We start from the raw sequence: 23831 nt of genomic DNA on the forward strand, positions 1-23831 counted from the left end.
CTGAAGTGCAGACCGTCAAGTGCATGGGCCCGGATGAAAAATCCCCGGAAATTCCCCTGATCTTAGGGATCCGGATGGTCGGAAAGGATCTTTCCCGTCTCGGCCGCCACGCGCAGGTTCCGTCGAGAAAGATTTCGGCGAGCTTCTGCCTCCCATTCACCCGAATTCCATTCTAGTTCTGTAACGGGGCTGTAACCCGCATCCTCCAAGAGCTTTACAATTTCCGATGCTTTAAGCGATCCGACGCCGGGGCGGGAATCCTGCGAGTCGGCATGCTCCCGGATGACCCTCAGCGTGCGGGGATCGACATGGACCTCCACTCCCCTGTCGCTGCGAATCCCCTCGACCTCCCAGACCCCGTCATCAAATGACGCTTCCACCACCAGTAGCCCCTGCTGCTCCAAGCTTGTCAGCACCTCAGAAAGGGGACGAGCCCCTGCGGGGGGGTGTTCCGCCATTGCCAGCAGCCCGCCGCTCGCCAGCAGCATGACGACCATCCCAATCATCCGTTTCATGTTTCTGCACTCCGATCTGGGTCATAAAGGGGGCCGCGACACCACAGCCCCCTCCAGGCACTTTGGCAGATCCACATAAAGGGAACCTGATGCGGAGATGAAGTTGTCTTTATCTGCACCAGAGAACTCGTCCTCCCTAGGCACCGTCAGGTGCGATTCGCAGCAAATCCGGCTGAAACTGCCGAATCCCTTCCGCGGGCGGAAGGACCTACAATCCGGTTTCCGAGGAACGCCATATTCAGAGAATCACAAAAGACTTAGAGAGATTTTGAAATCTTCAGAATCAGGCTCAAGTCGGCACCGTTTCGGATTTGCAACGAGGGAACTTGAGCAAAAGCACTAGGCCCCCGAAAAAATTCCTCATAGAACAGATTCCCGCAGCGGTCGGATTCGCCGGTCGATTGCCCCCCTCAAAAATTCCCCCCTTGGCGTTCGTCAAACCCCTTCCGGGCCAGATCGCTCGCCGATTGTTATTCCCCATCAGATTCAGGAACTCTTCGATGTCCAGGGACATGCGAAAGCTGTTCGCCCTTGCGGCCCTCGGCAGTCTGGCCGGCTGCTGTCACCAGTACGTTCCCCAGTCGCAACTGCGGCAGGCCCAACTCCGGACGTATCAGGTTTACCGGCAGGGGGAAATGTATATGGCCCAGCTGGGCGAAGCTCAGCAACTGGCTTCCCAGATGCAGACGGAAAAGCAGCTGGCGGAGCAGCGGGCTTCCGAACTGGAGAAGAACCTCGCCGTGGCGAATTCGCGCCTGAACAACCTCGCTCAGGAGCGATCCAAACTGCACAACGAATACAAAAACCTGCTGACCAGTCTCCCCTCTCCGGGAAGTCCGGCCAACGGATCAATCAATGCCAAGCTGCAGGATCTTTGCCGCAAATATCCTCAGTTTGAATTCGATCCGATCAGCGGTGTCTGCCGGTTCAATGGGGATCTGCTCTTCTCCTCGGGCAGCAACCAGATTCGTCCCGAAGGGCTGAAGGTGCTGCAGGAGTTCACCGGCATCATGAACAGCAGTGACGCCAAGCAGTTCAACATCCTCGTCGTCGGACACACCGACGACCAGCCGATCGTCACTCCGGCGACTCGGGCCAAGCATGAAACCAACTGGGAACTCTCCGCACACCGGGCCACCGCGGTGGTTCGTCAACTCGGCAAGTACGGTGTCGCCGAACCGCGGATGGGAATCGCCGGCTACAACAAGTTCCAGCCTGCCGCCTCCAACGTCAGCGATTCCACCCGTCAGAAGAACCGCCGCGTCGAGATCTTCATTCTCGGTGCCGATTCATCGATCGCCAGCAAAGAAGGCAAACCGATTCAGTAGCGGGCAGCGGACCGTGCAGTCGGCCCGTTGCGTGGTAGACTGCACGGAACATGCTCAACGACTGGTTTGCTGAACTGAAATTCGAGCTGCCGTGGGAGACCTTTCGGGGACTGCCACGGCATCCTGCATATCGGTATGAGTACCGTGCCGGCACCGTGAGCATCCGCGGAAATCCGCGTTACTACCACGCGCTGCTCGACCTGCAGTGCCTCCCCAAGCAGCCTGCTGGACTGCGGGAATCTTTCGGGCCGCTGTCGTTTCGTTCCGTTACCGAACAGGATTGGCCGCCGCTTCGCCTGCTGTTCGCCGCAGCCTTTGAGGATCATGTCCCCTTTCAACAGGCCGATTCCCACCGACTCGAGCAGGCCGCGTCCCGGCTGCTGCAGCGGTTGCGTTCCGGCGAAGATGGCCCACTGGTGAGCGCGGCGAGCATCGTCGCATTGAAACCCGACGGCACAGTCGCCGGAGCCAGCCTCATCACTCTGGTTCCTGCGGGAGACCTGACCGATTTCACCCATGAGGAGTGGGGGTCCCCTGCTCCCCCTGATGCGGAGAAGCAATGCTGGGGCCGACCTCACTTGACCTGGATCTTCGTCGCCCCGCATTGCCGTCGACAGGGAGTCGCAAGTGCCCTGCTCCGGCAGTCGGCTGAAGGGCTGCGAACAGCGGGATATTCCACCCTCGCCAGCACACTGCTGCTGGGTGATCATACCAGCCTGCTGTGGCACTGGAAGCAGGGGTTTCGCCTGCTGAGTTATCCGGGGCGCTGAATTCCTGGTGTACCGGGATTGCAGGCCGCACAACGGACGCCCTGTCCCCCCGGTTTGATGCCCGGAGACGGAATCGATACAACGGGGGCTGACGATCTTTCTTTTTGGCTTTCAGTACAGATGGTAGACGGAAACATGTCGAAACCAATTCGTATCGCAATCACAGGAGCAGCAGGAAATATCGGATATGCGCTCGCCTTTCGCATCGCCAGCGGTGAGGTTTTCGGCAAGGATCAGCCGGTGCACCTGCACCTGATCGAAGTGCCGCCGGTGATGAAGTCGCTGACCGGCGTGCAGATGGAGATGGATGACTGTGCGTTTCCCACGCTGGCCGGGGTCAGCACCTTCGACAGTGATCACCTGCAGGATGCTTTCGGCGATGTGAACTGGGTGCTCTGCGTCGGCAGCATTCCCCGCAAGCAGGGGATGGAACGGGGCGATCTCATCCGCATCAACGGCCCGATCTTTACCAACACCGGCAAGGCGATTCAGGCCAGCGCCGCCAAAGATGTCCGCGTCGTCGTCGTCGGCAACCCGTGTAACACGAATTGCCTCATCGCCATGAACCACGCTCCCGATGTCCCGCGGGACCGCTGGTTCGCCATGACCATGCTCGATGAAAATCGCGCCAAATCTCAACTCGCCATCAAAGCAGGCCGTCCTGTCAAAGCCGTCAAGCATGTCGGCATCTGGGGCAATCACTCCGCCACGCAGTTCCCGGATTACTTCCATGCCACCATTGATGGCCAGCCGGCTGCCGACGTTGTGAAAGATGACGCCTGGCTGCAGAACGAATTCATTCCCATCGTTCAAAAGCGAGGTGCCGCAGTGATTGAAGCCCGCGGCGCCAGCAGCGCGGCATCCGCAGCGAACGCGGTCATCGACACGCTGACCGGCATTGTTCGTCCGACCGAACAGGGTGACTGCTTCAGCGCCGCCGTCTGCAGCGACGGCAGCTATGGTGTCGACGAAGGGCTGATCTTCGGCTATCCATTGACCAGCGATGGCCAGCAAGTGAAAATTGTTCAGGGACAGAAGCACAGCGACTTCGCCCAGCAGAAGATCGATATCACCCTGAACGAGCTGCGTACGGAGCGGGACACCGTCAAAGACCTGCTCCCGTAGAGCAGGTTGCTCTGTCCTTTGCCCGCGGACATGAAAAGCGAATGTGCTTTCATCAGTTCGCGGCAGCTCGCCGATTTCGGCGGCGCCGTTCGAATCTCACACTCGTCCCTGAACCGTGACGTCCGGTTCGGGGACGCTTTCTTTTGCTGACCTGCAAATCCACGGCGAATCACTCAAAACCGCCGGCTCTCGGCATTGCGATTGCACCCTCTTCCGGGGTTCTGAACGTCCCTCAGTTGGAGAGGTGTCAACATGAGCTATCGTCGCGAAGCGAAAGTGAATGCGTCGATGTGGATTCTGGTGGCGGACGGCGCACGGGCGACCGTTTACCGCACAACCTGGCCGGAAGCCAAGCAATTCGAGACAGTTGAAAGTCTGGTGCATGCCGAAGGAGCAGCCCAACCCCACGAGGTATTAACCGACAGACCCGGCAGGTTCGCGGGCCCGGGGCATATGCACCAGTCGGGTGACCCCGACGTCAATTTCCGTCGACAGACGGCCATTGATTTCGCCATCCAGATTGTCGAAACGCTGGAACGAGGCCGCAACCAGAACGAGTTTGGCCGAGTGATGCTGGTGGCGCCCCCGCTGCTGCTCGGGATCCTTCGTGAAAAGATCTCTGCCCCGCTGGCGAAACAGATTGTCGGTGAGATCGGCAAGGATTACGTCCACCTTCCTCCCCACGAACTCAAGTCGACATTGCAGGAACTGATTGCCGAACAGTCCGCCGCAGTGCTGTAACCATTTCTGTTTCACACTCTGCGCAACAGCAGGCCTCCCCGCGAGCGTCTGCTGTTTTCGTTTCCAGAGAGACCGCACTTTGCGATTGATTCCAGCAATCGTTCAAACATATACAGAGAGGGAATTGTCACTCCGAGTCATTGCGCCTTTTCAAGATCCGGCGCCCGAGTTGAATGGAAACGCACGATGCCCATTCCGTTTGTCATCGCTCACCGCGGCGCCTCTGGCTACCTTCCGGAACACACGCTGGAAGCCAAGGCGCTCGCCTACGCACAGTTGGCCGATTACCTCGAGCAGGATCTGGTGCTGACCAAGGACAATGTTCCCGTGGTGCTGCACGACATTCACCTCGACACCGTCACCGATGTGGCCCAACGGTTCCCAGGCCGGCAGCGTGACGATGGACGCTACTACGCGATCGATTTCACGCTTGCCGAGGTTCAGTCCCTGCGAGTCTTCGAACGTTTTCACCCGAAGACCGGGAAGGCGGTTTTTCCCGGGCGTTTTCCCACTCAGACCGGCAATTTCCGGATTCCCACGCTGGTGGAAGAGATTCAATTCGTCCAGGGATTGAATCGCAGCACCGGCAGAACGGTCGGCATCTATCCCGAACTCAAGCAACCAGAATTCCATTTCAAAGAAGGAAAAGATCTGACCGCTGTCGTCCTCGACATCCTGACAGCCCACGGCTACCACGAAGCGACCGACCCCGTCTTCCTCCAGTGTTTCGACGCGAAAGAACTGCAACGGGTCCGACACGGATTTCACAGCCGTCTGAAGCTGATTCAGCTACTGCACGGCGATCCCTGGAATGCGAAAGCGACGCTGGAGGCCCAGATTCAGGAATGTCGGAAAATCGCCGGCTACGCTCACGGGATCGGCATTCCTCTAGGCGCACTTTTCCCGACGAAGGCCCCCGAGGGAATTGAAAAAGCCAGCCGACTCGTCTCCGCAGCACATGCCGCCGGGCTGGCGGTGCACCCCTGGACCTATCGGGCAGATGACCTGCCCAAGTCGTTCCCGACGTTTGCGGAACTGCACAGCGCATCCGTGGCTGCCGGAATTGACGGTCTCTTCAGCGACTTCCCGGATCAGAGTCGGACGCTGCTTCGGGAGGCAGCTGAATCGCGGAAGTAAGGAAACGAGTCCCCGACCCGCAGGAGGCGAATCGGTCCGGTCCGTGGCTGGGACGACTTGTATGCAGCAGCCTGTCAGCGCGGGAGGCAGTCTCCTCCCGCGCGACCCGAATGCGAGAGACAGGACTTGAACCTGCACCCCTTGCGGGACTGGAACCTAAATCCAGCGCGTCTGCCAGTTTCGCCACTCTCGCGGACGTTGCAGGATAAGGGGTTATGAAAATCTGAGCAAGAGTCGACGCCCAAAGGCAGGATTTCAGTTGGCCGTCACCCCTCCCGCCCGGATGAATCGAGTCGGCGACTCATCCCCCAGTCTCCTCACACTGGGGGGCCGTGTCCCCCTCTCCGAGCCACAGTTCCTCGCAGCCATCCGTGGAATTCGATCGCCTGAAGCAGACTGCTCTTTTTCAGTCCGCGCGTCGCAGATGTTTTACATGAAGAAACGCTGACTTCCGCGTGGGGAGCAGGGGGATTCAAAAAGTCGAACTGCTCTAAATGAGATTGGCCTCGATCAGACAGTTGCGGTCTCCCGACGGATCGGCGACGTCTTCGATGGCCGTTCCGTTGGCTTTGGCGAAACTGTTGTTGGAAACGATCACCCCGGTGAGTGTTCCGGAGAGACGGAGACCCGCCTGGAAGCTCCCCGTCACAATGTTGCCAGTCACGATCCCCGTGGAGGCGTCGGTGATGTCGATTCCCACTCCGACCGGTGCCGTCGAGCCGTCGACAAATTCGATGATGTTATTAGAGACCAGAAAATTCCCGCTGTTCCCGAGCATGATTGCGGACAGGTTGCGCGGAGCCTCCATGCGGACCCGGAGATGGTTCCCCTGAATCCGGACATGGGAATCGTTGGAGCAAAAACTGATCAAGGCACCGATGCGTCCGACAGCTGTTTCTGGAATTGTGGTCTCGATCAGATTTCCCGTAACGACAAGATCCTGATTCAGCGGCCCGACCTGCCTCCCCACCGACCCGATGGCCGTCAGCGTCGCTTCGGAGCAGTCGGTCGCTTCGCAATAGAATCGGCTATTGGTGCAAGAGAAGCGTTTCGACCCGTCAAATGGCTTGATCACAAAGCCGGATCCGATTTTCCCACCCAGCAGATGAAAATCGCAGTTCTCAATCATCAATGTCCCGCAGTGAGCACAGATCCCGTCGCCGGCATTTCCCCCTTTGAGCACAAAGGTGGAATTCAACAGCTTCAGTTGAGGCTGTGAAGACTTGCCTTTGTAGGGGATTTTATCGTTGTGGACCTCCGCGAACGCATGCGTCTGAAAAGGGACATCCGCGGTAATGCGTCCGTTCTGGAAGAGAATGTCCTGTGATCCATAAGAGACGGAGAGAGGACGATACCCCGAACCGACGAGCGAGCACCCTTCCATCAGGCCATGCCACGAGTTCGAGAACATCACGCATTCGCAGCGGAAGTCATGCGTTTGACGAACAAGGGGGTGATCCGACGGCCAGCAGTTGAGAAAATGAACCTGCTCGAGACGACAGTTGTCCGTACTGTCCATCAACACGCAGCTACTGCCGTAGCTCCCCGTCGGACAGTGATTCCAGTCGATCGTCAGGTTCATGAGACCGCTGTCGGCCACAATCTCCTGCCGGAGTTTTTCCACGCTTTTCGTCGTGACCATCGCCCGACGCTGGCGTTTGACATGGGTCCCCGGATGCGGCTTGAACAGCGGGAAGAGGGTCCCCGGAACTGCGCGAAGTGTCGACAACCCCGGCCCGGCCCCGACCAGAAAGAGGTTAGAGGGAAGTCGCAATACATCGGAGATCAGGTAGGTCCCCGCAGGGAGCGCGACCACTCCGATCCGTTCCTGCTCCGCATACTGGATCGCTTCCTGAATCGCCCGGGTGTCATCCGCTACTCCATCCCCCACCGCTCCCCAGGATTGGACATTCACAGCAGGGAGGGATGCGGCAGCTTGCTCTCGGGAGGGACCGGACGCTGTCCCCAGTGCTGCGTTGGTTGATCGCCCCCAGCCCAATGCCACGCCAGCAGTCACCAGCGATCCTCGCTCGAGAAAATTCCGACGGGAGTGTTGCATCACAGACGCTTCTTCATTTTGAGAGCGAAGGCTCATGAAAGGGGCTTTCAGCATTTCAACGAAAGGACCGAGTTCCACGAAAACAGAAACGACCCGAGTTGGTGATGAGAGGTTGTGCTTGTGATCGAGCGACCGACGCGCAGCGCGGGGGTCACCGCGTTCCGAGTTGTGATTGCCCCGCCCCGCAGAAGCGAACCTCGCGTCACTCGAAGCGCATCCTGCCCTGGCGGGAACCAGCCAATTGAATCCGCAGATTCCACGAGACGGCTCTCGCACTGCGCGTCTGGCTTGCCGCCGCACACCGCCGGCTGTCAGAGGTCATGCCAACGAGTCTGCCATGGATCACACGCGCCGCCGACCGCAGTCGACAACCATCGTCCGGCGAGGGACAGGAGCAACTGCGGTGAGGGATCAATCAGCAGATCAATCCTTGAGATCAAAAGTAAAGGTGTTCGGCTTGTTGTCGTGCGTCACCTGGACCGACAGCCCGCTGCTCTGCTGGTTGTTGTACTTCTTGGGGATTAAAGAGCGGCGGACGGCAGCCAGTTGCTGGGCCGACATCGAATCGAGTTCTTCGGCAGTCAACACCCGGGAGTCGACGACGGCAACAATTGTCACCCCGTGAGTTCCCGGAACCGCGCCGTTCTGGCCCTGCGTCCGGAGCGTAAACTCTCCTGTGGCATTCGTGGTCCCCATGGCTGGCAGAGAGCCGTCCTGGGGAATGAACATGACTGTCGCGTTGGGGACAGGTTTCCCCTGATAGCTGACGTCACCTTTGACATCGGCCAGGCTCAGCGAATCCGAGGAGCCGCAGCCAGCCAGGCCCCAGCAGAACCACGCAGACGCCAATGCCAGGAACGCCCCGCGCACCTGCCGGCAGGGCCTACCGGTCTGACCCGAAGTCCCCTCCGACTTCCGTGGCGACACGCTCGGAGGAAGGTTGGCCATCGCACCACTTCCAGAACTTACTCGATGACTCTTCACAGAGGCCTCACTTAATGGGAGCAGATTGCTCTTTCCAGTACCCGCGCCGCTGGTGTTTCGCGTGGAAATACGCTTCGTGCACTTGGCGACAGCGGGGAAATCCAAAGTCAAAACGCCCCGGAGCTGATGGATGATTCCGGAGCCCGGAGATCAAGCGTCGCGGTTCACGAGACGCTTGATCCCACATGGCTGCGAGTGAACGAACTCAAGCCAACTCTCTTAGTAATCACCCACGACTTTTCCGTCGGCGCGACCCCCCAGAGACTGGAACAGGGCGTGGTTGATGTTCTCGCTGACAAACCGGACAGAGCCGTCGACCAGCAGAAACTGAGCGCCACCCACGTGCTCGGACTTGAAGCCGTAGCTATACGTGTAATTGGTTCCAGCGGTGCAGGCGGGGCTGGTGATCCGATTCGAACCCGGGCAAGTCGTGAAGTCATTAATAGGAGTGATTGTTGTGGCATAGGAGTTATTCAGGCTGTCGGCGAACCACCAGCTGCGTGCGGCGACTTCTGCAGTACATCCCGAGAGGACCTCCCCAACATGAATCGTGTTCGATGTTCCATCGGTGACGTCGCGGATGCCGATCGCGGCTCCTTTCCGGGAGAACATTCCGGAGATCTGGGCCAAGTTCAGTGTGTCGCCATTTCGAGGCAAGTCGATTTCCGCGTAGGCATTGTAGGAATCGCAACCGGCTCCGCCGTTTGTCGACGTCGAGCCTGTTGATCCTCCGTAGGATCCTTGAGCGCCGACGGTGGATGATTCAGGAAAAGTCCACGTCGCAGACGGGCAGAGCGCGACCGGAATCTGGTGCCGGTAAGCCTGCCGTCCGGTTGACAGATATTGAGCCGGAACGATTCCGAGGTTGGTGGCACTGGAACCGGTCGTATAGGCGCTCAAGGGGAGCCGGGTTGAGAAGTCCAGCTCATTGTACAAGGCGGCCTGTTCCAGATAGGGGAGCAGACGGACCTGCCAGCTGACTCGCGGGATCGCCTGTCGATCCCCCGCCGCAGCGATGGGAAACATCATGAAAGTATCGTGGTAATTGTGCAGCGCGAGACCATACTGCTTGAGGTTGTTCTTGCACTGCGAACGTCGTGCGGCTTCCCGGGCCTGCTGGACAGCAGGAAGCAACAGGGCGATCAGAACTGCAATGATGGCGATGACCACCAGCAGTTCAATGAGGGTAAATCCTGGGCGGCACCATCGACGAACATTCATCTGCACAGACTCCGAGTTGAGGTGAAGATCGAGACATAAGAGACAGGCAAAAACGAAATTTAAACAGTGGTCGTTATTCCACTGGCGGTAACCCGGCAATGAACACCGGGTCGACCATATGGTCGTGGGATTCGTCCGATTCGAAGAACAAGCCCTCAACTTCCGCCCCCGGGGGATAACCGAGATCGCTCAGATCAATCCCGACAGCCAATGCCTTGTAAGGCAAGGTCACGGACTCTGTTCTCCGGATCACGTGATGGCGACGGTCCATCTGCTCCAGGGAGAGCGGATAGCGGCCCAGAAACGTGATCAGTTTGTAGGGTGCGACCGGCAGCGCTTCCGCTGAAGACATCGTGATGTCGAATCGGGTCACATGATGGCTGTGGCGTCCCGATTCAGGAGTGAGCGGACTGACCCAGAAAGGGTCCCCTTCGAGCGGGTAGACAACGGACTGCAGCTCAAAGAGGACGACATCAGGCCCGGGGCCATTGATCACCGGTTGACGGAAACGAATCCCCATTCCCCGTCGTGGTGCTCCATCAACCCTCTGCTGCTCATCACGGGAATCCCAGCGACCTCCGAAGTTGAACAGCCCCGTGTTCAGGGCCACGTCTCCCGTGAGAGACACGGCCGGGTCATCGGGAAACTCGCCATCCCAGGCCAGGCAATTGCGGGTCCTGCCTGCGAGAAAACTGACGACGTCGATGCCGATTAGATCGTCGACCGGGTAATCGTGTGTGACTCCGTTCCTCTGGACGGTGACACGTTGAAGATTCCGGACCGCTCCCCCCTGCCCGACCTGCTCTGCCTGATAGGAGACGACACGGTCCGGAAGGCGGTTCCGATAATGACGCGAATCGAAATCGATTGGAGCCAGCCCGGATATTTCGCCCACCCGCTGGGCGTCTCCGTGGAACAGCGTCAGAGAAGCTTCGGGCTGTGTGGAGGGGCGGAGTTCCGCTGCTCCTTCAATCACATGCAGATCGGAATTGCCCCCCTCATCGACGGTGACAAAGAATCGCGTCCCGAGATCGGTCACCTTGCAGCTGGGGGTGACCACCTGAAAGCCCTCTGCGCCGGGGGGGGCGTAAACGGAACAGCGACCGACCCCAATGGAAAGCTTTTCGGAATTATTGATCTCAAAAATAGCGGGACCTTCCAGCACGACCAGCGCCCCGGCCGGAAACTCGAGTTCCAGCATCCCCCGACACAAGACATATTGATGTTCGTTCTTCAGGTGAGACTCAAGCGGGGGCAACAGTTCACCCAGGAGTTCCGCATTCGCCACTTGCTTCAGTCGGGCTGAGAATTCGGGTACCCGATCTGAAGCATTCGCTGTGACAGCGGGAACAGAAGACGCACGGCCAGTGTCGACCGGCAGAGCTGCGACCGGAGCCTCGCCCACCGGAGCGTGCCGCTCCACGCGACCTGCACGTAATGAAAATGCGGCAACAAGCGACAAGGCAACGGCAGAAAGGATGATTGCCGCCACGACCTGGCTGCGGTGACGCTTCGATTGCTGGACGATGGTCTCAGCCCGCTGCGTCAGTCCCGCCAGCGTCTCTTCCTCCTGAGCACTGTTCAGACGGCTCAGGCCGACATGATGATCGATGTAGGCCAGATATTCTGTTCGAGCATCGTGGCTGTTGAGGAGCACTCCTTCCAGCTTTTGATGCTCCTCCGGTGTGATCACACCATCGATCAGGCGATCGAACAACTCGACAAGCTCGCCCCCCCGGAGCGAAGGGTGGGAACCGGCGCCAGAGGGACTCGTTGGAACTGGATTGTCAGGCATGCGTTCCTTCCTCCAGCGTCATCTTTTTCCGGACACAGGCTAGAAGCTGTCTCCTGAGCTTCCACAAACGATTGTAGAGAGACCCCAGCACCACCCCCTCGGCCTCGGCGAACCTGCTGAGACTTTCAGTTTTCGCGTAGGCAGCACGGATCAACTCCTGATCCGCCGGCTTCAGCAGCCGCAGGCAGGAGCGCAGCAACGCGAGCTGATTGCGAGGGGGCCCCGCATCCTCCAACCGCTGATCCGCGATCCGCTCCATCAATTCCGTGCTGAACTGCAGCCTGTCGCGCCGGGTTGAACGGAGGAAATTACAGACCTCATAGAAGACGACGCCGAAAGCCCAGGCACGAAAACTTCGCTCGCCGTCAAACTGATCGAACTTCCTCCACAGCAGCAGACTGCATCTCTGCAGCACATCATCTGCGTCATCCGCATGGGGGAGCAGAGAATGGATGTACGCTGCAATCGCATCCCGCTCCCGCGAGAATTCCCGGAGGAATTGCTCACAGTGATCGTTCGACGGAACCTCCCGACCGCTCGCCGGAGGCAGACCGCCCTGATTTTGGGTTTCTAACGTCATGGAATTGGGAAATGGGCGGTAAACGTAGAGGTCACTACCGTATATCGTTCGCCCCGACTTGAACCTCATCCCAGAAATTCTGAAATTCGCTGCCGCGCACTCTTCAACTGAAACTTCTCGCATGCAACCCGCTCGATTTCAATACCTTACGAGTTCACGCTGCCCCGCGCGTCCAGTGGGCGGGCACGACTGAAAGCGGATAAGCGGAGCCCCTTTCACTCAGAGGGTCAATGACGTGTTGCCGCGAGCGACTCGCTTCCGTGAACATGCTGCAGCCGGTAATCAGAAGGGCTGCTCCCCAGATACTTCCGGAAGACATGGCTGAAGTACTGGCTCGTCGAAAAGCCGCAGTCCATGGCGATTTGAGTGATCGGCAGGTCGCTTCCCGCCAGTGCCAGCTGCGCCTGCTTCAATCGCAGTCGCTGGAGGTAATCGTTGGGACTCATCCCCATCGCCTCCTTGAAAACATGAAACAGACGAGCCCGACTGCAGCCCGCAGCGGCCGCGACCGCGTCCATAGAGAACTTTTCCGCGGAATGCTTCTCCAGAAACTCCACTGCCTGCTGCGCTGCCCGCGACGGGAGCGAACTGCGCTTCGCCTGAATCTGCCGTCCCGCTTCCATGAGGGCTGCGCACAATTGCACACGAAGCGAGACATGTGCCATCGGTTCCGAAAAACAATTCGCGGTCACCGCCTTGGCCAGCGTTCTGACACTCCGAGCCAGTTCGACGCTCATCCGGAAGACTTTCTGCCCCCCTTCCAGACAACGTGCGTGCAACCACTCCAGATCCTGCCGCTGAAAGGGAGTGTTCTGCCTCGCATTCGGCGACTGAAAATTCATCATCACGCCGCAAAGCCGGACCGGATGACGGGTCTCGAACAGCCCACGATGCCGAACACGTGGGGGGACGACAAGAAAGTGCCCGCCCAGAAGCTCAACCGTCTGGCCGTCGGCAAACTCGTACGACGTTGCCCCGTCGAACAGAAACAGGACTTCGAACAATTCATGCGCGTGCCACACAATGCGGGAGGCCTGCTGCGATTGAATCACCGCCACCCGCTGAACCAGCGGCATCTGAATCACCCCGGCCCCGACAGACTGTTCGGGAAACGAGCAACCCGCTTTCGGCGACAAGTCTGTTCTCCCGGTGAAAAGAGACCGCTCTCATTTGCAAAATCGTCTTGCCGACAATCTTGAAAGACAGGAGTGAACATACATCGGGATGATCGTTCCGTCCAGAAGCGACCCGTTGTTCCTCCCCCCATTGAACTGAAAGCTCATGACTGCGCCCCGTTTCCGCGGTATCGTCCCTCCCCTTGTCACGCCCCTCTGTGAACGGGACCAGCTCGACCTGCAAGGGCTCGATCGACTTCTCGACCACCAGTTGCAAGGGGGCGTCCACGGGCTGTTTATGCTCGGCACCACTGGCGAGGCACCAAGCCTGAGCTATCAACTGCGACGGGAACTGATCACCCGGGTCTGTCGCCGGATCGCCGGTCGCATCCCGGTGCTGGTGGGGATCACGGATACCTCCTTTGTGGAATCAGTCCACCTCGCGAAACACGCTGCGGACGCTGGGGCCGATGCTTTGGTCCTGACAGCCCCCTATTATTTCCCGGCAGGCCAGACAGAGCTGCTCGGCTACGTGCAGCGGCTGGTAGCGGAATTGCCGCTCCCTCTGATGCTGTACAACATGCCGGGCCTCACCAAGATCTGGTTCGAAGTCGACACGGTGCGAAAGCTCGCCGACATCGATCAGGTTGTGGGAATCAAGGACAGCAGTGGCGACATCGACTATTTCCGGGCGTTGCTGGAACTCCGCGCACAGCGGCCGGACTGGTCCTTTCTGATTGGACAGGAAGCCATGCTGTCCACGGCCATCGAGCTGGGTGGTCAGGGGGCCGTCGCGGGCGGAGCCAATGTCATCCCGGCCCTGTTTGTGGAGTGCTATCAAGCCGCTGTGGCGGGCAACGTTGAGCGTGTCCGCAAACTCAATCAGACGATCGGAGAATTTCAGAAGATCTACGAGATCGGCAAATACGGCTCGCGGTTCATCAAAGCGACGAAGTGCGCCCTGTCCGTGCTGTCCATCTGCGACGACTTCATGGCGGAACCGTTCAATCGCTTTCATCCGGCAGACCGTGAAAAGGTTCAGAGGATTCTCGGATCACTGGCGATCCGATCTGCGGGACACTCCGCGCAGCATCCTGTTCCTGACCTCACCAGCCTTCCCACCTGATCGCGTTTGAGAAACCAGCCCCACATGCACGAGTCTCCCTCCCGTTCCTTCATGCGAACTGCCTGGCTGACCGTCATCCTGCTGATGCCGGTCGCGCTGCTGAATTATCTGGATCGGCAGATGTTGGCGACGATGAAGTCGGCCATCGTCGACGACCTGACCGATCTGGACACTCAGGCCAAATGGGGCGTCGTGCTCGGCTCGTTCAAGTGGGTCTATGCGCTGCTGAGTCCGGTTGGCGGTTACCTCGCAGACCGGCTCAGCCGCAGGCATGTGATCGCCGGAAGCCTGTTTGTCTGGTCGGCCGTCACCTGGCTGACGGGACAGGTCCACAGCTATCACGAACTGGTTGCCGCCCGGGCACTGATGGGAATCAGCGAAGCCTTTTACATTCCCGCAGCGCTCGCTTTGATCACCGACTTCCACCCCGGGTCGACCCGCTCGCGGGCAGTCGGTCTGCATCAGCTGGGAATTTTCGCCGGTGTGATCATTGGCGGCTTTGGAGGATATGTCGCGGCGGCCCCGCAACTCGGCTGGCGGTTTGCGTTCGAGTTCTGCGGACTGGTCGGCATTCTGTATTCGCTGCCCCTTTTCTGGATTCTGAAGAACCCGCCACGTGATGTGCATGCACCGGCACATGTCTCTCCTTATGCAGCTCTGCAGCAGCTGTTGACTAACCGGGACTTCCTGCTGCTCGTGCTCTATTTCACACTCCCTGCCCTCGCCGGCTGGGTGGTGCGGGACTGGATGCCTCACATCCTGCTCAAGGAGTTCAACCTCGGACTCGGACAGGCGGGTGTCTCTGCCGTCCTCTACGTTCAGCTCGCCTCGATGGTCGGCGTCGTTCTGGGTGGCTGGCTCGCCGATTCGTGGATGAAGACATCGCTGCGCGGACGGATCCGCGCCAGCGCTCTGGGTACTTTTCTGCTGATCCCCGCGCTGTTCGGAGTGGGCAACGCCACCAGCCTGGGGATGGCCATCGCGTTTCTGATGCTGTTCGGCCTCGGCTGGGGATTCTTCGATTGCAACAACATGCCGATTCTGTGCCAGATCACGCGGCCGCATCTGCGCGCCACCGGCTATGGTCTGATGAATCTGGTCAGCATCAGCTGCGGAGGCTTTGCCGACTGGGGATTTGGTATTCTGAGAGATCGAAACGTCCCCTTGAACGTGATCTTCGGTGCGTTCGGAGCGGTGGCACTCCTCTCGGCAGCCATCGTGCTCATGATCCGCCCCCGCCCTGTCAACGAACTGGAGCAAGTCCCCACGGAGCAGACCGCTTCCGTCTGAACAGGAATGCGGCAACAACAGCGCCAACGAAGTTACCTTCCTGATGTCATCCCCGAGTCTTACCGAGAACCATCGTGATGAAACTCGCTCGTCCTGCTCTCCCACTGATTCTGATCGGGCTCTGCCTGTCTTCCGCTGTCGCTCAGGCGCAGCCAGCTTCTCATCCGGCCGTGGTCCGTTCTGAATTTCTGTATGAGAAGGCCCCGTTCCCCAGCGTGCATGCCTCGACGATCGCAGAAACTTCCGACGGCCAGCTGGTCGCGGCGTTCTTCGGCGGAACCGATGAGGGAGACCCGGACGTCGGCATCTGGCTGACCCGGCTGGTCAACGGTCAGTGGACCGCTCCGGTCGAAGTGGCGAACGGCATTCAGGCAGACGGCACTCGCTATCCCTGCTGGAATCCGGTGCTGTTTCAGCCCCGCACCGGCCCGATGCTGCTGTTCTACAAGGTCGGCCCCAGTCCACGTGAATGGTGGGGAATGCTGCGGCCCGCCGATGCCGACCCCGTCACTGTTGCTTCGACGCGGCTGCCCAATGGGATTCTGGGTCCGATCAAGAACAAGCCGATCCAGTTGCCCAACGGCGACCTGCTCTGCCCCAGCAGCACCGAATACAACGATTCCAATTCCAAAGGGAAAGATGAACGGGTCTGGCAGGTCCACATGGAGCGGAGCAGTGATCTCGGCAAGACATGGGAATCAACCGGTCCTCTGAATGATGGTGTTGAGTTTCAGGCGATTCAGCCGAGTCTGCTCATCCTGCCGGACAACACGTTGCTGGCTGTCGGCCGGACACGCAATCAGAAGACGGTCTTTCAAATCGCCTCGAAAGATCAGGGGAGAACGTGGGGACCGATGTCCGCCACAATGCTCCCCAACCCGAACTCCGGAACGGATGCCGTCACGCTGAAAGATGGTCGGCAGCTGATCGTTTACAACCACACCCGCGATCGGAAGCGAACCCCGCTGAACATCGCCGTCTCTGACGATGGACAGCACTGGCGGTCGGCGCTCGTTCTGGAAGACGAGCCGGGAGAATACAGCTATCCCGCTGTCATTCAGACCGCGGATGGTCTCGTGCACGTGACCTATACCTGGAAACGCGAGAAGGTGAAACATGTCGTCATCGACCCCGCGCGACTGCAGCTGACGGAATTCACTGACACGAAGCCCTGAGTCCTGTACTGATGCGGGCAGCCGAAAGAGGAGGTCTGCACGCTGTTGAGTTCGTTTCTTTTCCAAGGTTGGTCCATGAAGTTCCTCACCTCTCTCTGCTGCCTGTTTCTGCTCCCCGTGGGTGTCGGCGCGCAGGTGCTTGAACCGCTGAGCTATAACAATCCCGGGCTGGTGGTTGATCTGGGTGTGGGACTCTGGGCCTGGCCGGTTCCCTGCGACGCCGATGGCGACGGTGATTTCGATCTGATCGTCTCCTGTCACGACAAACCATCCAACGGCATCTGGCTGTTCGAGAACACGAGCGGTGATACGGCTCAGAACAAATTCCCGGTCTTCAAACCGGCCCGGCGGCTGAGCTCCACCGTCAAGTATGTCACTCCGAGTTACCCCGACGGAGAGCTGAGAGTCCTTTCGCCAGCCGTGGAGTACCTGCGGTTTACGGAAACCGGAACAGAACGGAAGCAGCGGCTCCCGCAAATCAAACGCTATGAGCCCCAGTGGAAGCAGCCGAAGGGGCCGAAGCTGCGGCACGATCAGTGGAGCTATGCCGACTACGATGGCGATGGCCTGCTGGATCTGATCGTTGGCATTGAAGACTGGAGTGACTATGGCTGGGACAATGCCTGGAACGAGCGGGGAGAATGGACCAACGGTCCGCTGCACGGGTTCGTCCTCTGGTATCGCAACACCGGCAGCAACGAGCACCCGCGCTACTCACCGTTTGTCTTTGTCGAAGCAGCGGGACAGCCGGTCGATGTTTATGGCTGTCCTTCTCCGAACTTCGGTGACTTTGACGGAGACGGTGATCTCGATCTCCTTTGCGGATCTTTTCTGGATGGCTTCACCTACTTCGAGAACATCGGGTCGCGGACTGCTCCGAAGTATGCGGCCGGGGAGACATTGAAACTCGCCGACGGCACACCGCTCACGATGGAACTGGAAATGATTGTGCCGGTCGCCTTCGACTGGGATCGGGATGGCGATCTGGACCTGATCGTGGGGGATGAAGATGGCCGCGTGGCGTTCATTGAAAATCTGGGAATGCACCGCACAACCGCAGAGAATCTCACTCCCGGCACGCAGCGCGGGGCTCCGGCCTTCGCTGCTCCCCGTTATTTCCAGCAGGAAGCGGACAAACTCAAATGCGGGGCACTGGCCACTCCCGTTGCTGTCGACTGGGACGGAGACGGAGACTTCGACATCCTCTCCGGCAACACTGCCGGGTTCATCGAGTTCTTCGAGAACCTGAGCGGAGCGGGCACATCCCAGCCGAAGTGGGCGGCCCCACGCAGATTGGAAGTCGAGGGGCGTCCCTTCCGCATCATGGCCGGCCCGAATGGAAGTATTCAGGGCCCTGCCGAAGCCAAATGGGGTTACACCACATTCAGCGTGGCGGACTGGGATGCCGATGGTCTGCCCGATATTGTGTTGAATTCCATTCTCGGCCGGGTGCAATGGCTGAAGAATGTCGGCACCCGACAACAACCTGAACTTGCTCCGCCACAGCCCATCGAAGTCGAATGGACCGGCCCCACTCCGAAGCCGGCGTGGACCTGGTGGGGACCGCAGGGGAAAGAACTGGTCACGCAATGGCGGACCACTCCGGTCGTCCACGACTTCACCGGTGACGGCCTTCCCGATCTGGCTGTGCTGGATGTGGAAGGTTATCTGGTGCTGTTCGAACGGCAACGTGTCGGCGACCGGCTGATGCTCCTCCCCCCGCAGCGGGCATTTACCAACGCAGAGGGTGAGCCGTTGCAGCTGAATCCGTTAACCGCTGGAAAGAGCGGTCGTCGCAAGCTCACTGTCGTCGACTGGGACGGAGACGGCATCTTCGATCTGCTGCTCAATTCCGCCAATGCCGACCTATATCGTGGACTGGGGAAACAGGCGGGGAAGTGGCGATTCGAGCGGGTCGGCTCCCTGGCGAAACAGAACATCGAAGGGCACGATGTCAGTCCGACCACTGTCGACTTCGACGGCAACGGAGTTCCCGATTTTCTGGGCGGAGCCGAAGATGGACGATTCTACTTTCTGACCAATCCCCGCCAGCCGTAGGCATTCACGCGGGGAACAACTCCCCGCGCCAGCGGATGCGAAGAGGTCCTTTGCTCAGCCCCGGGGGAGCAGCGGCTCCGCAGCAGCGCGCACGTCGGCCTGAATCTCCTCCACGGACCGCAGCCCCGCCGCAGTCGCGATGGGAATGACCTTCCAGTTCGGCCGGGAAGCTGCCAGTTCCAGATACACCTCACGGACCGCAGCCAGATAGCCGGTATCCGCTTCCTGCAGGTCGGCCTGTTGATCGGTATAGCTGCGGCGAGCCTTGCGGGCAATCAGCTCCTGAGAATGCTCGACAGGGATATCGAACAGGAACACGAGATCGGGCCGGGGGAGTTCATACAGTCCGTATTCGATGTGCTCAATCCATTGCTGCAACGTTGTGCGTGCGGCTCCCGATTTCTTCGCCGACTGGTGCGCACAGTTCGAGGGGATATAGCGATCACAGATCACGACATCGGAAGACTGCAACGCGGCCTGCAGCCGGGAACGCGATTCAAAGCGGTCGCCTGCGTAGAGTAGTGAAATCAGAAACGGATCGAGGTCGGCCAGAGAACCGAAATCGCCGTTCAGAAACTCCCCGATCCGCGCACCGAAAAATGTCTCCTGATAGCGGGGAAAGCTGAAGAGGGTCGCATTCCGCTGCTGAGCCTGCAGCCAGGAATGGAACAGCGCGGACTGGGTTCCCTTCCCGGCACCGTCTATTCCTTCGAAGACAATCAGCGGGGCCAGCTCGGCAGAACGGGACATTAAAGCAGAACCTGTCGAAAGCAGAAAAATCACATCAAAACGACCGGCAGCAATCCGTTTCGCAGCGCTGAACCGGTCGAGGTCTTCACGATCAACCTGTGCGGGCGAACCGTGACAGATCGATTTCAACTCAGCAAGTCTCTCGCCGACGTTGAAGACGAAGCGACTGTGAAAAAGCTGAGCAGATGACTGGTCTGCAGGATTTTGGCGACGGTCGGCTGCAACCCGCACAGAACCAGTCGACCGTTGACATCCTGCAGCTTGCGATGGAGATCGATCAGCGTGGCCACCGCGATACTGGTCAGATAGCTGACCGAGCTGAGGTCGAGAATCATGCGACGAACGCCGCAGGTTTCGATCAGCGTGTTCCAGTCCTTCTCGAGTTCGACCAGATTCTGCGTCTCCGTCAGTTGGGCCCGGGTCATCAGGACGGTGGCCAGGTCTCCTTCCTGATTGTATCCGAAGAACTGAGACTCGAATTCTGAGGGTTCAGTCATCGTTCCGCCTGCAGGTAATCAGTGAGGGGGAGCTGCCCACGACACGCAATCATCCGGCCGATCTCCTCCGGCGTTCCCGGAAGGACAACCGGCATGTAGTAGCGATCGGTGCCTTGCAGCCAGCCGGGACGTTGGGGGCAATTCCCTTCCACCATCACTTCCAGCGGCTGGCCGACATGCTGCTGATAGTAACGGACCGCCAGTTCCCGTTCCAGAACCGACAGTTCCTGACAGCGGCGCTTACGAACTTCCGGGGGAACCTGCTCCGCGAAGCTGGCTGCGGGAGTGTTCCGCCGGGGACTGAAGGGGAAGATGTGCATCTTCATGAAACGGGCCTGACGGCAGGTTTCCATCGTTTCTGCGAACTCTTCCTCGGTCTCTCCCGGAAAGCCGACGATCACGTCGGTCGAGAAAGCAACCTGCGGAATCACCGCCCGCATCCGCTCCAGCTTTTCGAGAAACCGGCCGGTCCGATAGCGCCGCCGCATCCGTTCCAGCACGCTGTTTGATCCACTCTGCAGCGCGGGATGGAACTGCGGGCAGAGATGTTCGCAATCGGCGGCCGCATGGATGAAGTCATCATCCACCTCGTTGGCTTCAATGCTGGAAAGCCGCATCCGCCAGTTGCCGGGAATGCGATCGAGCCGCCGGAAGAGATGCCACAGCCGAAACGGATCGCGTCCCGATTTCTGGCGGGTTCTTTCCACTCCGTAGTGCCCGACATGAATGCCGGCGATGACAATTTCCTGATAGCCGTTGTCAACCAGCCGACGGACTTCGTCTTCAATTTCTTCCGGCGGTCGGCTTCTGAGACCCGGCCGAACCTGAGGAATAATGCAGTACGTGCAACGTAGGATGCAGCCATCCTGGACTTTGACGAACGCCCGTTTGCGACCTTCGAAATAACTGATCCCGGCGGGAATGTCGTGCACCCCCTGCCGTGCGAGCACATCGGGAAGCTCACGTTTGTCGGTAACCACCTCGAACACGCCCGGCAACTGCCGGACCGCATCGGGATCGCGCGTCGCATAGCAGCCCATCACCAGCGTGCGGGTCCCGGGATTCTGCCGCGCCAGGGCGCGAATGATCTTCCGGGACTTGTAGTCCCCTTCGTTGGTCACCGTACAGGTATTGACGACACACAGGTCGGCCGACTCATCCTCTCCTGCTTCCCGAAAGCCGTTCTGCTCCAGCGCCTCCTTCACCAGCTGCGTCTCGTACTGGTTGACCTTGCACCCCAGCGTCACCAGCCGACAGGTGCGCAGCCCCCCCTCAGAGTCAGGCGCACTGGCTGACGTCGGCTCCGGTTCGCAGGCGCAAGGATCAATCAACTGCAGTCCGGATGAGGAGGAGAGTTGCATAACAGAGGGCCTATTCCACCACTTCGCAGTCCGGGCGGGCTGCGCGGAATTTCTGCAGACCTTTGTCACTGACCTGCGTCTGTGACACGCTGAGGACCTTGAGCGATTTCAGACCGGCCAGCTTCTCCAGACCGTCGTCATCGAAGCCGGTCTCCGCCACATTCAGATTCTTGAGCTTCGTCAGTTTCACAAAAGTGTCGGCGGTGGCGGAGGTCAATTCGGGACAGCCGTGCAGATCCAGTTCGGTGATTTCCGGCAGCTCGGCCAGCTGGGCAACCCCTTCATCGGTCATCGAGCCGTTCCACAGGATCAGCACCTCGAGTTTTTTAAACGGCAGGAGATGCGACAGGCCGTCGTTGTCAATTAGCACTTCGCTCAGATCGAGCCGCGCCAACGTCGGAATCGACTTCTGCAGAGCGTCGAGTCCCGGCCCGCGGACCGCACTCTCCCGCAGCCGCAGATCTTCCAGACTGGAGCCAGCGAGATGAGCCAGCCCTTTGTCGCTGATGTAGGTTCGCATGGCGTTCAGCACCCGAAGTTTGCTCAGACCGGCCAGTGCCGCCATTCCGGGATCGCCCACCCGGCAATCCTCCAGCGACAGTTGTCGCAGGTTCTGCAGCTTGCCGACCGATTCCATTCCGGCATTGGTCACACCGTCGGACCGCAGTTTGAGGTCGACCAGGTCGCTCAGCACTTCTAAATGCTTCAGTCCGGCATCACCGACCTCGGTGCATCCGCGGAGGTCCAGCACCTTCAGTTTCTTCACTCCGGCCAGATGCGCCAGCCCGTCGTCGGTGGTTCGGGTATAGAGCAGGAGCAGACGCTGCAGGTTCGGCTGCGCTTTCAGATGGGCCAGTCCAGCCGCTCCGATCTGGCTGCAGCGGCGAAGACTCAATTCCACCAGCGGAGGAAGGTCTTTGAGGATCTCCAGCCCGGCGTCGGTGATGACTCCATTCTCCAGACTGAGGACCTGCAGACTGGGGAGCCCCTTCAGCAGCGGCAGCTGTGCGTCGGTGATCGCCATTTTCTGACAGTCGATGGCAATCACATTGCCAGCGGCATCTTTCCTGAAGACCGCTCCGGCAGCCGCCAGCGCTTCAACCGCTTGGGGATCATCCTTCAGCGCAGCAGCGGGTGCCTGTGCGACTTCTCCAGCAGGTTGGGTGGCCGGTGCCTGTTCGGTCGTCGGCTTTGCCGGTCCGTCGGCCAGTTTGGGAGGACAGCCACAACATGTCAGCAGGGCTAAGGCAGCCAATACGACCGGGGATTTGGAGGCGGGCATCAATCGGACCTCGTGGAAAGCGGGTTCAGTCATCCAGCTTCCGCATGGTAGAAGATGCCACTCCGGCTGAAAAGAATCGACGCAGTGGGCTCCCCGGTGATTCAGGGTGATTCAGAAGGTGATGTGCCGCGAGCGTTGCCACTCGCCGGAAGGCTGGTCCGGCGACGAATTCACCGACCGGTGACACTCCAGAAGCCGCAGCGACGGAACTGAAGGAATCGGAGGTTTTCAGGGCTGCCACATTGGTGCGGCAGGCACTATCATTCCGGTATGAAAACTTCCAACAACGTTGCGCTGAAAGAATGGGATGTCGTCTGCTCCGCTCTGGCCGCAGGTCAGCAACGCATCTTGTTTCGTAAAGGAGGAATCCACGAGGGCCCCGATGGCTTTCAACCGGAACAGACGGAATTCTGGCTCTACCCGACGGGCTTCCATCAGGCGGAGGAGAAAGTCCGTCCCGAGTTTGCCGCAGCCTCGGCGTCTCTTCCGCAGGCGTTGCCGGAAGGACTGGTTCCGATCCGCCATTACGCGGTCGTGGAAGCGGTCCACTGGATCGACGATGAATTCCGGCTCCCGCTGCTCCGCCCGTTCCACATTTTGACGGACGCGACGGTCTCGGAGCGCTTTCACTACAAAGAACCGGGCGTTTATGTGTTAGTCGTGTCGGTTTCTTCACTGCCGGCACCTGTCCAGCTTCCGCACGATCCCGGCTATGACGGCTGCCGCAGCTGGGTCACCCTGAACGAGGCCATTCCGACTGAGAACCTGAAGGCAGCCCGCAGGAATTCCGACATTACCGACGATGTGGAACGACTGTTGAACAAGTAGGCCAAGGACTGCCCTGCGTAAACAGTTCGCCCCCCGAAAGTCGCGCGGGTGCGAATTCGTGAGAATTTTTGCCCGGAATCCTTTCCGAACGGAC

Annotated in this window: 21 protein-coding genes and 1 tRNA gene; 10 read left to right on the forward strand and 12 right to left on the reverse strand. The window is 59.4% G+C overall.

Annotated elements, in window-relative coordinates:
• Positions 1-62 precede the first annotated feature (62 nt).
• Entirely contained in the window at positions 63-515 is a 453-nt protein-coding gene (locus SH664x_RS16710) for a PepSY domain-containing protein (protein ID WP_437202809.1), read from the reverse strand.
• Between the two features lie 500 nt (positions 516-1015).
• Between SH664x_RS16710 and SH664x_RS16715 the strand changes: the two genes are divergently transcribed.
• The 5 genes from SH664x_RS16715 to glpQ all read left to right on the forward strand — a co-directional run bounded on the left by SH664x_RS16715 (position 1016) and on the right by glpQ (position 5616).
• Positions 1016-1843 carry an OmpA family protein gene (locus tag SH664x_RS16715; protein WP_437202810.1) on the forward strand — a complete coding sequence of 276 codons (828 nt, stop codon included), beginning with the start codon at positions 1016-1018 and terminating at the stop codon, positions 1841-1843.
• Between the two features lie 50 nt (positions 1844-1893).
• Positions 1894-2613: a GNAT family N-acetyltransferase gene (locus SH664x_RS16720; protein ID WP_437202812.1), complete on the forward strand. Its 720-nt coding sequence runs from the start codon at positions 1894-1896 to the stop codon at positions 2611-2613.
• 135 nt (positions 2614-2748) lie between these two features.
• Complete coding sequence (locus SH664x_RS16725) at positions 2749-3738, forward strand: malate dehydrogenase (protein WP_437202814.1); 990 nt, start codon at positions 2749-2751, stop codon at positions 3736-3738.
• 252 nt (positions 3739-3990) lie between these two features.
• Positions 3991-4479, forward strand: coding sequence for a host attachment protein (locus SH664x_RS16730; RefSeq protein ID WP_437202816.1), 489 nt, complete (start codon positions 3991-3993; stop codon positions 4477-4479).
• A gap of 186 nt (positions 4480-4665) precedes the next feature.
• On the forward strand, positions 4666-5616 hold the full coding sequence (glpQ, locus tag SH664x_RS16735) for a glycerophosphodiester phosphodiesterase (protein ID WP_437202818.1): 951 nt from the start codon (positions 4666-4668) through the stop codon (positions 5614-5616).
• 111 nt (positions 5617-5727) lie between these two features.
• On the opposite strand, the gene SH664x_RS16740 is transcribed toward glpQ, so the two are convergent.
• From SH664x_RS16740 to SH664x_RS16770, 7 genes are all read right to left on the reverse strand, one after another.
• Positions 5728-5809 (reverse strand) — tRNA-Leu (locus SH664x_RS16740).
• A gap of 297 nt (positions 5810-6106) precedes the next feature.
• On the reverse strand, positions 6107-7675 hold the full coding sequence (locus SH664x_RS16745; protein WP_437202819.1) for a glycosyl hydrolase family 28-related protein: 1569 nt from the start codon (positions 7673-7675) through the stop codon (positions 6107-6109).
• Positions 7676-8098: 423 nt separating this feature from the next.
• Positions 8099-8623: a carboxypeptidase-like regulatory domain-containing protein gene (locus tag SH664x_RS16750; protein ID WP_437202821.1), complete on the reverse strand. Its 525-nt coding sequence runs from the start codon at positions 8621-8623 to the stop codon at positions 8099-8101.
• Between the two features lie 255 nt (positions 8624-8878).
• Positions 8879-9880, reverse strand: coding sequence for a DUF1559 family PulG-like putative transporter (locus SH664x_RS16755; protein ID WP_437202822.1), 1002 nt, complete (start codon positions 9878-9880; stop codon positions 8879-8881).
• A gap of 73 nt (positions 9881-9953) precedes the next feature.
• A complete protein-coding gene (locus SH664x_RS16760) occupies positions 9954-11675 on the reverse strand; it encodes a hypothetical protein (protein WP_437202824.1) in 1722 nt (573 codons plus the stop codon).
• The gene (locus SH664x_RS16765; protein ID WP_437202825.1) at positions 11668-12324 is read right to left on the reverse strand and encodes a sigma-70 family RNA polymerase sigma factor; all 657 of its coding nucleotides are present in this window, start codon (positions 12322-12324) and stop codon (positions 11668-11670) included. Before SH664x_RS16765 ends, SH664x_RS16760 begins: the two co-directional genes overlap by 8 nt.
• Positions 12325-12482: 158 nt before the next feature.
• Entirely contained in the window at positions 12483-13391 is a 909-nt protein-coding gene (locus SH664x_RS16770) for an AraC family transcriptional regulator (protein ID WP_437202827.1), read from the reverse strand.
• A 145-nt stretch (positions 13392-13536) separates the two neighbouring features.
• Here SH664x_RS16770 and SH664x_RS16775 point away from each other — a divergent pair, with 145 nt between their 5' ends.
• The 4 genes from SH664x_RS16775 (at position 13537) to SH664x_RS16790 (ending at position 19019) form a co-directional block, all read left to right on the forward strand.
• The gene (locus tag SH664x_RS16775) at positions 13537-14496 is read left to right on the forward strand and encodes a dihydrodipicolinate synthase family protein (RefSeq protein ID WP_437202828.1); all 960 of its coding nucleotides are present in this window, start codon (positions 13537-13539) and stop codon (positions 14494-14496) included.
• Between the two features lie 24 nt (positions 14497-14520).
• A complete protein-coding gene (locus tag SH664x_RS16780; protein WP_437202830.1) occupies positions 14521-15786 on the forward strand; it encodes an MFS transporter in 1266 nt (421 codons plus the stop codon).
• A gap of 77 nt (positions 15787-15863) precedes the next feature.
• Positions 15864-16961, forward strand: coding sequence for a sialidase family protein (locus SH664x_RS16785; RefSeq protein ID WP_437202831.1), 1098 nt, complete (start codon positions 15864-15866; stop codon positions 16959-16961).
• 75 nt (positions 16962-17036) lie between these two features.
• Complete coding sequence (locus SH664x_RS16790; RefSeq protein WP_437202833.1) at positions 17037-19019, forward strand: FG-GAP repeat domain-containing protein; 1983 nt, start codon at positions 17037-17039, stop codon at positions 19017-19019.
• Between the two features lie 54 nt (positions 19020-19073).
• On the opposite strand, the gene tmk is transcribed toward SH664x_RS16790, so the two are convergent.
• The 4 genes from tmk to SH664x_RS16810 form a co-directional block, all read right to left on the reverse strand.
• A complete protein-coding gene (gene tmk, locus SH664x_RS16795; protein ID WP_437202835.1) occupies positions 19074-19769 on the reverse strand; it encodes a dTMP kinase in 696 nt (231 codons plus the stop codon).
• Between the two features lie 125 nt (positions 19770-19894).
• Positions 19895-20266 carry an STAS domain-containing protein gene (locus SH664x_RS16800; protein ID WP_437202837.1) on the reverse strand — a complete coding sequence of 124 codons (372 nt, stop codon included), beginning with the start codon at positions 20264-20266 and terminating at the stop codon, positions 19895-19897.
• Complete coding sequence (gene mtaB, locus SH664x_RS16805; RefSeq protein WP_437202839.1) at positions 20263-21627, reverse strand: tRNA (N(6)-L-threonylcarbamoyladenosine(37)-C(2))-methylthiotransferase MtaB; 1365 nt, start codon at positions 21625-21627, stop codon at positions 20263-20265. The genes SH664x_RS16800 and mtaB overlap by 4 nt, the downstream gene beginning before the upstream one ends.
• Positions 21628-21637: 10 nt before the next feature.
• Positions 21638-22942: a leucine-rich repeat domain-containing protein gene (locus SH664x_RS16810; RefSeq protein ID WP_437202841.1), complete on the reverse strand. Its 1305-nt coding sequence runs from the start codon at positions 22940-22942 to the stop codon at positions 21638-21640.
• A gap of 237 nt (positions 22943-23179) precedes the next feature.
• Here SH664x_RS16810 and SH664x_RS16815 point away from each other — a divergent pair, with 237 nt between their 5' ends.
• Positions 23180-23737 (forward strand): DUF1802 family protein, encoded by a 558-nt coding sequence (locus SH664x_RS16815; protein ID WP_437202843.1) that lies wholly within the window; start codon positions 23180-23182, stop codon positions 23735-23737.
• Positions 23738-23831 lie beyond the last annotated feature (94 nt).

The sequence above is a fragment of the Planctomicrobium aquicomposti genome, from assembly GCF_051466325.1.
In the GTDB taxonomy this organism is placed as follows: domain Bacteria; phylum Planctomycetota; class Planctomycetia; order Planctomycetales; family Planctomycetaceae; genus Planctomicrobium.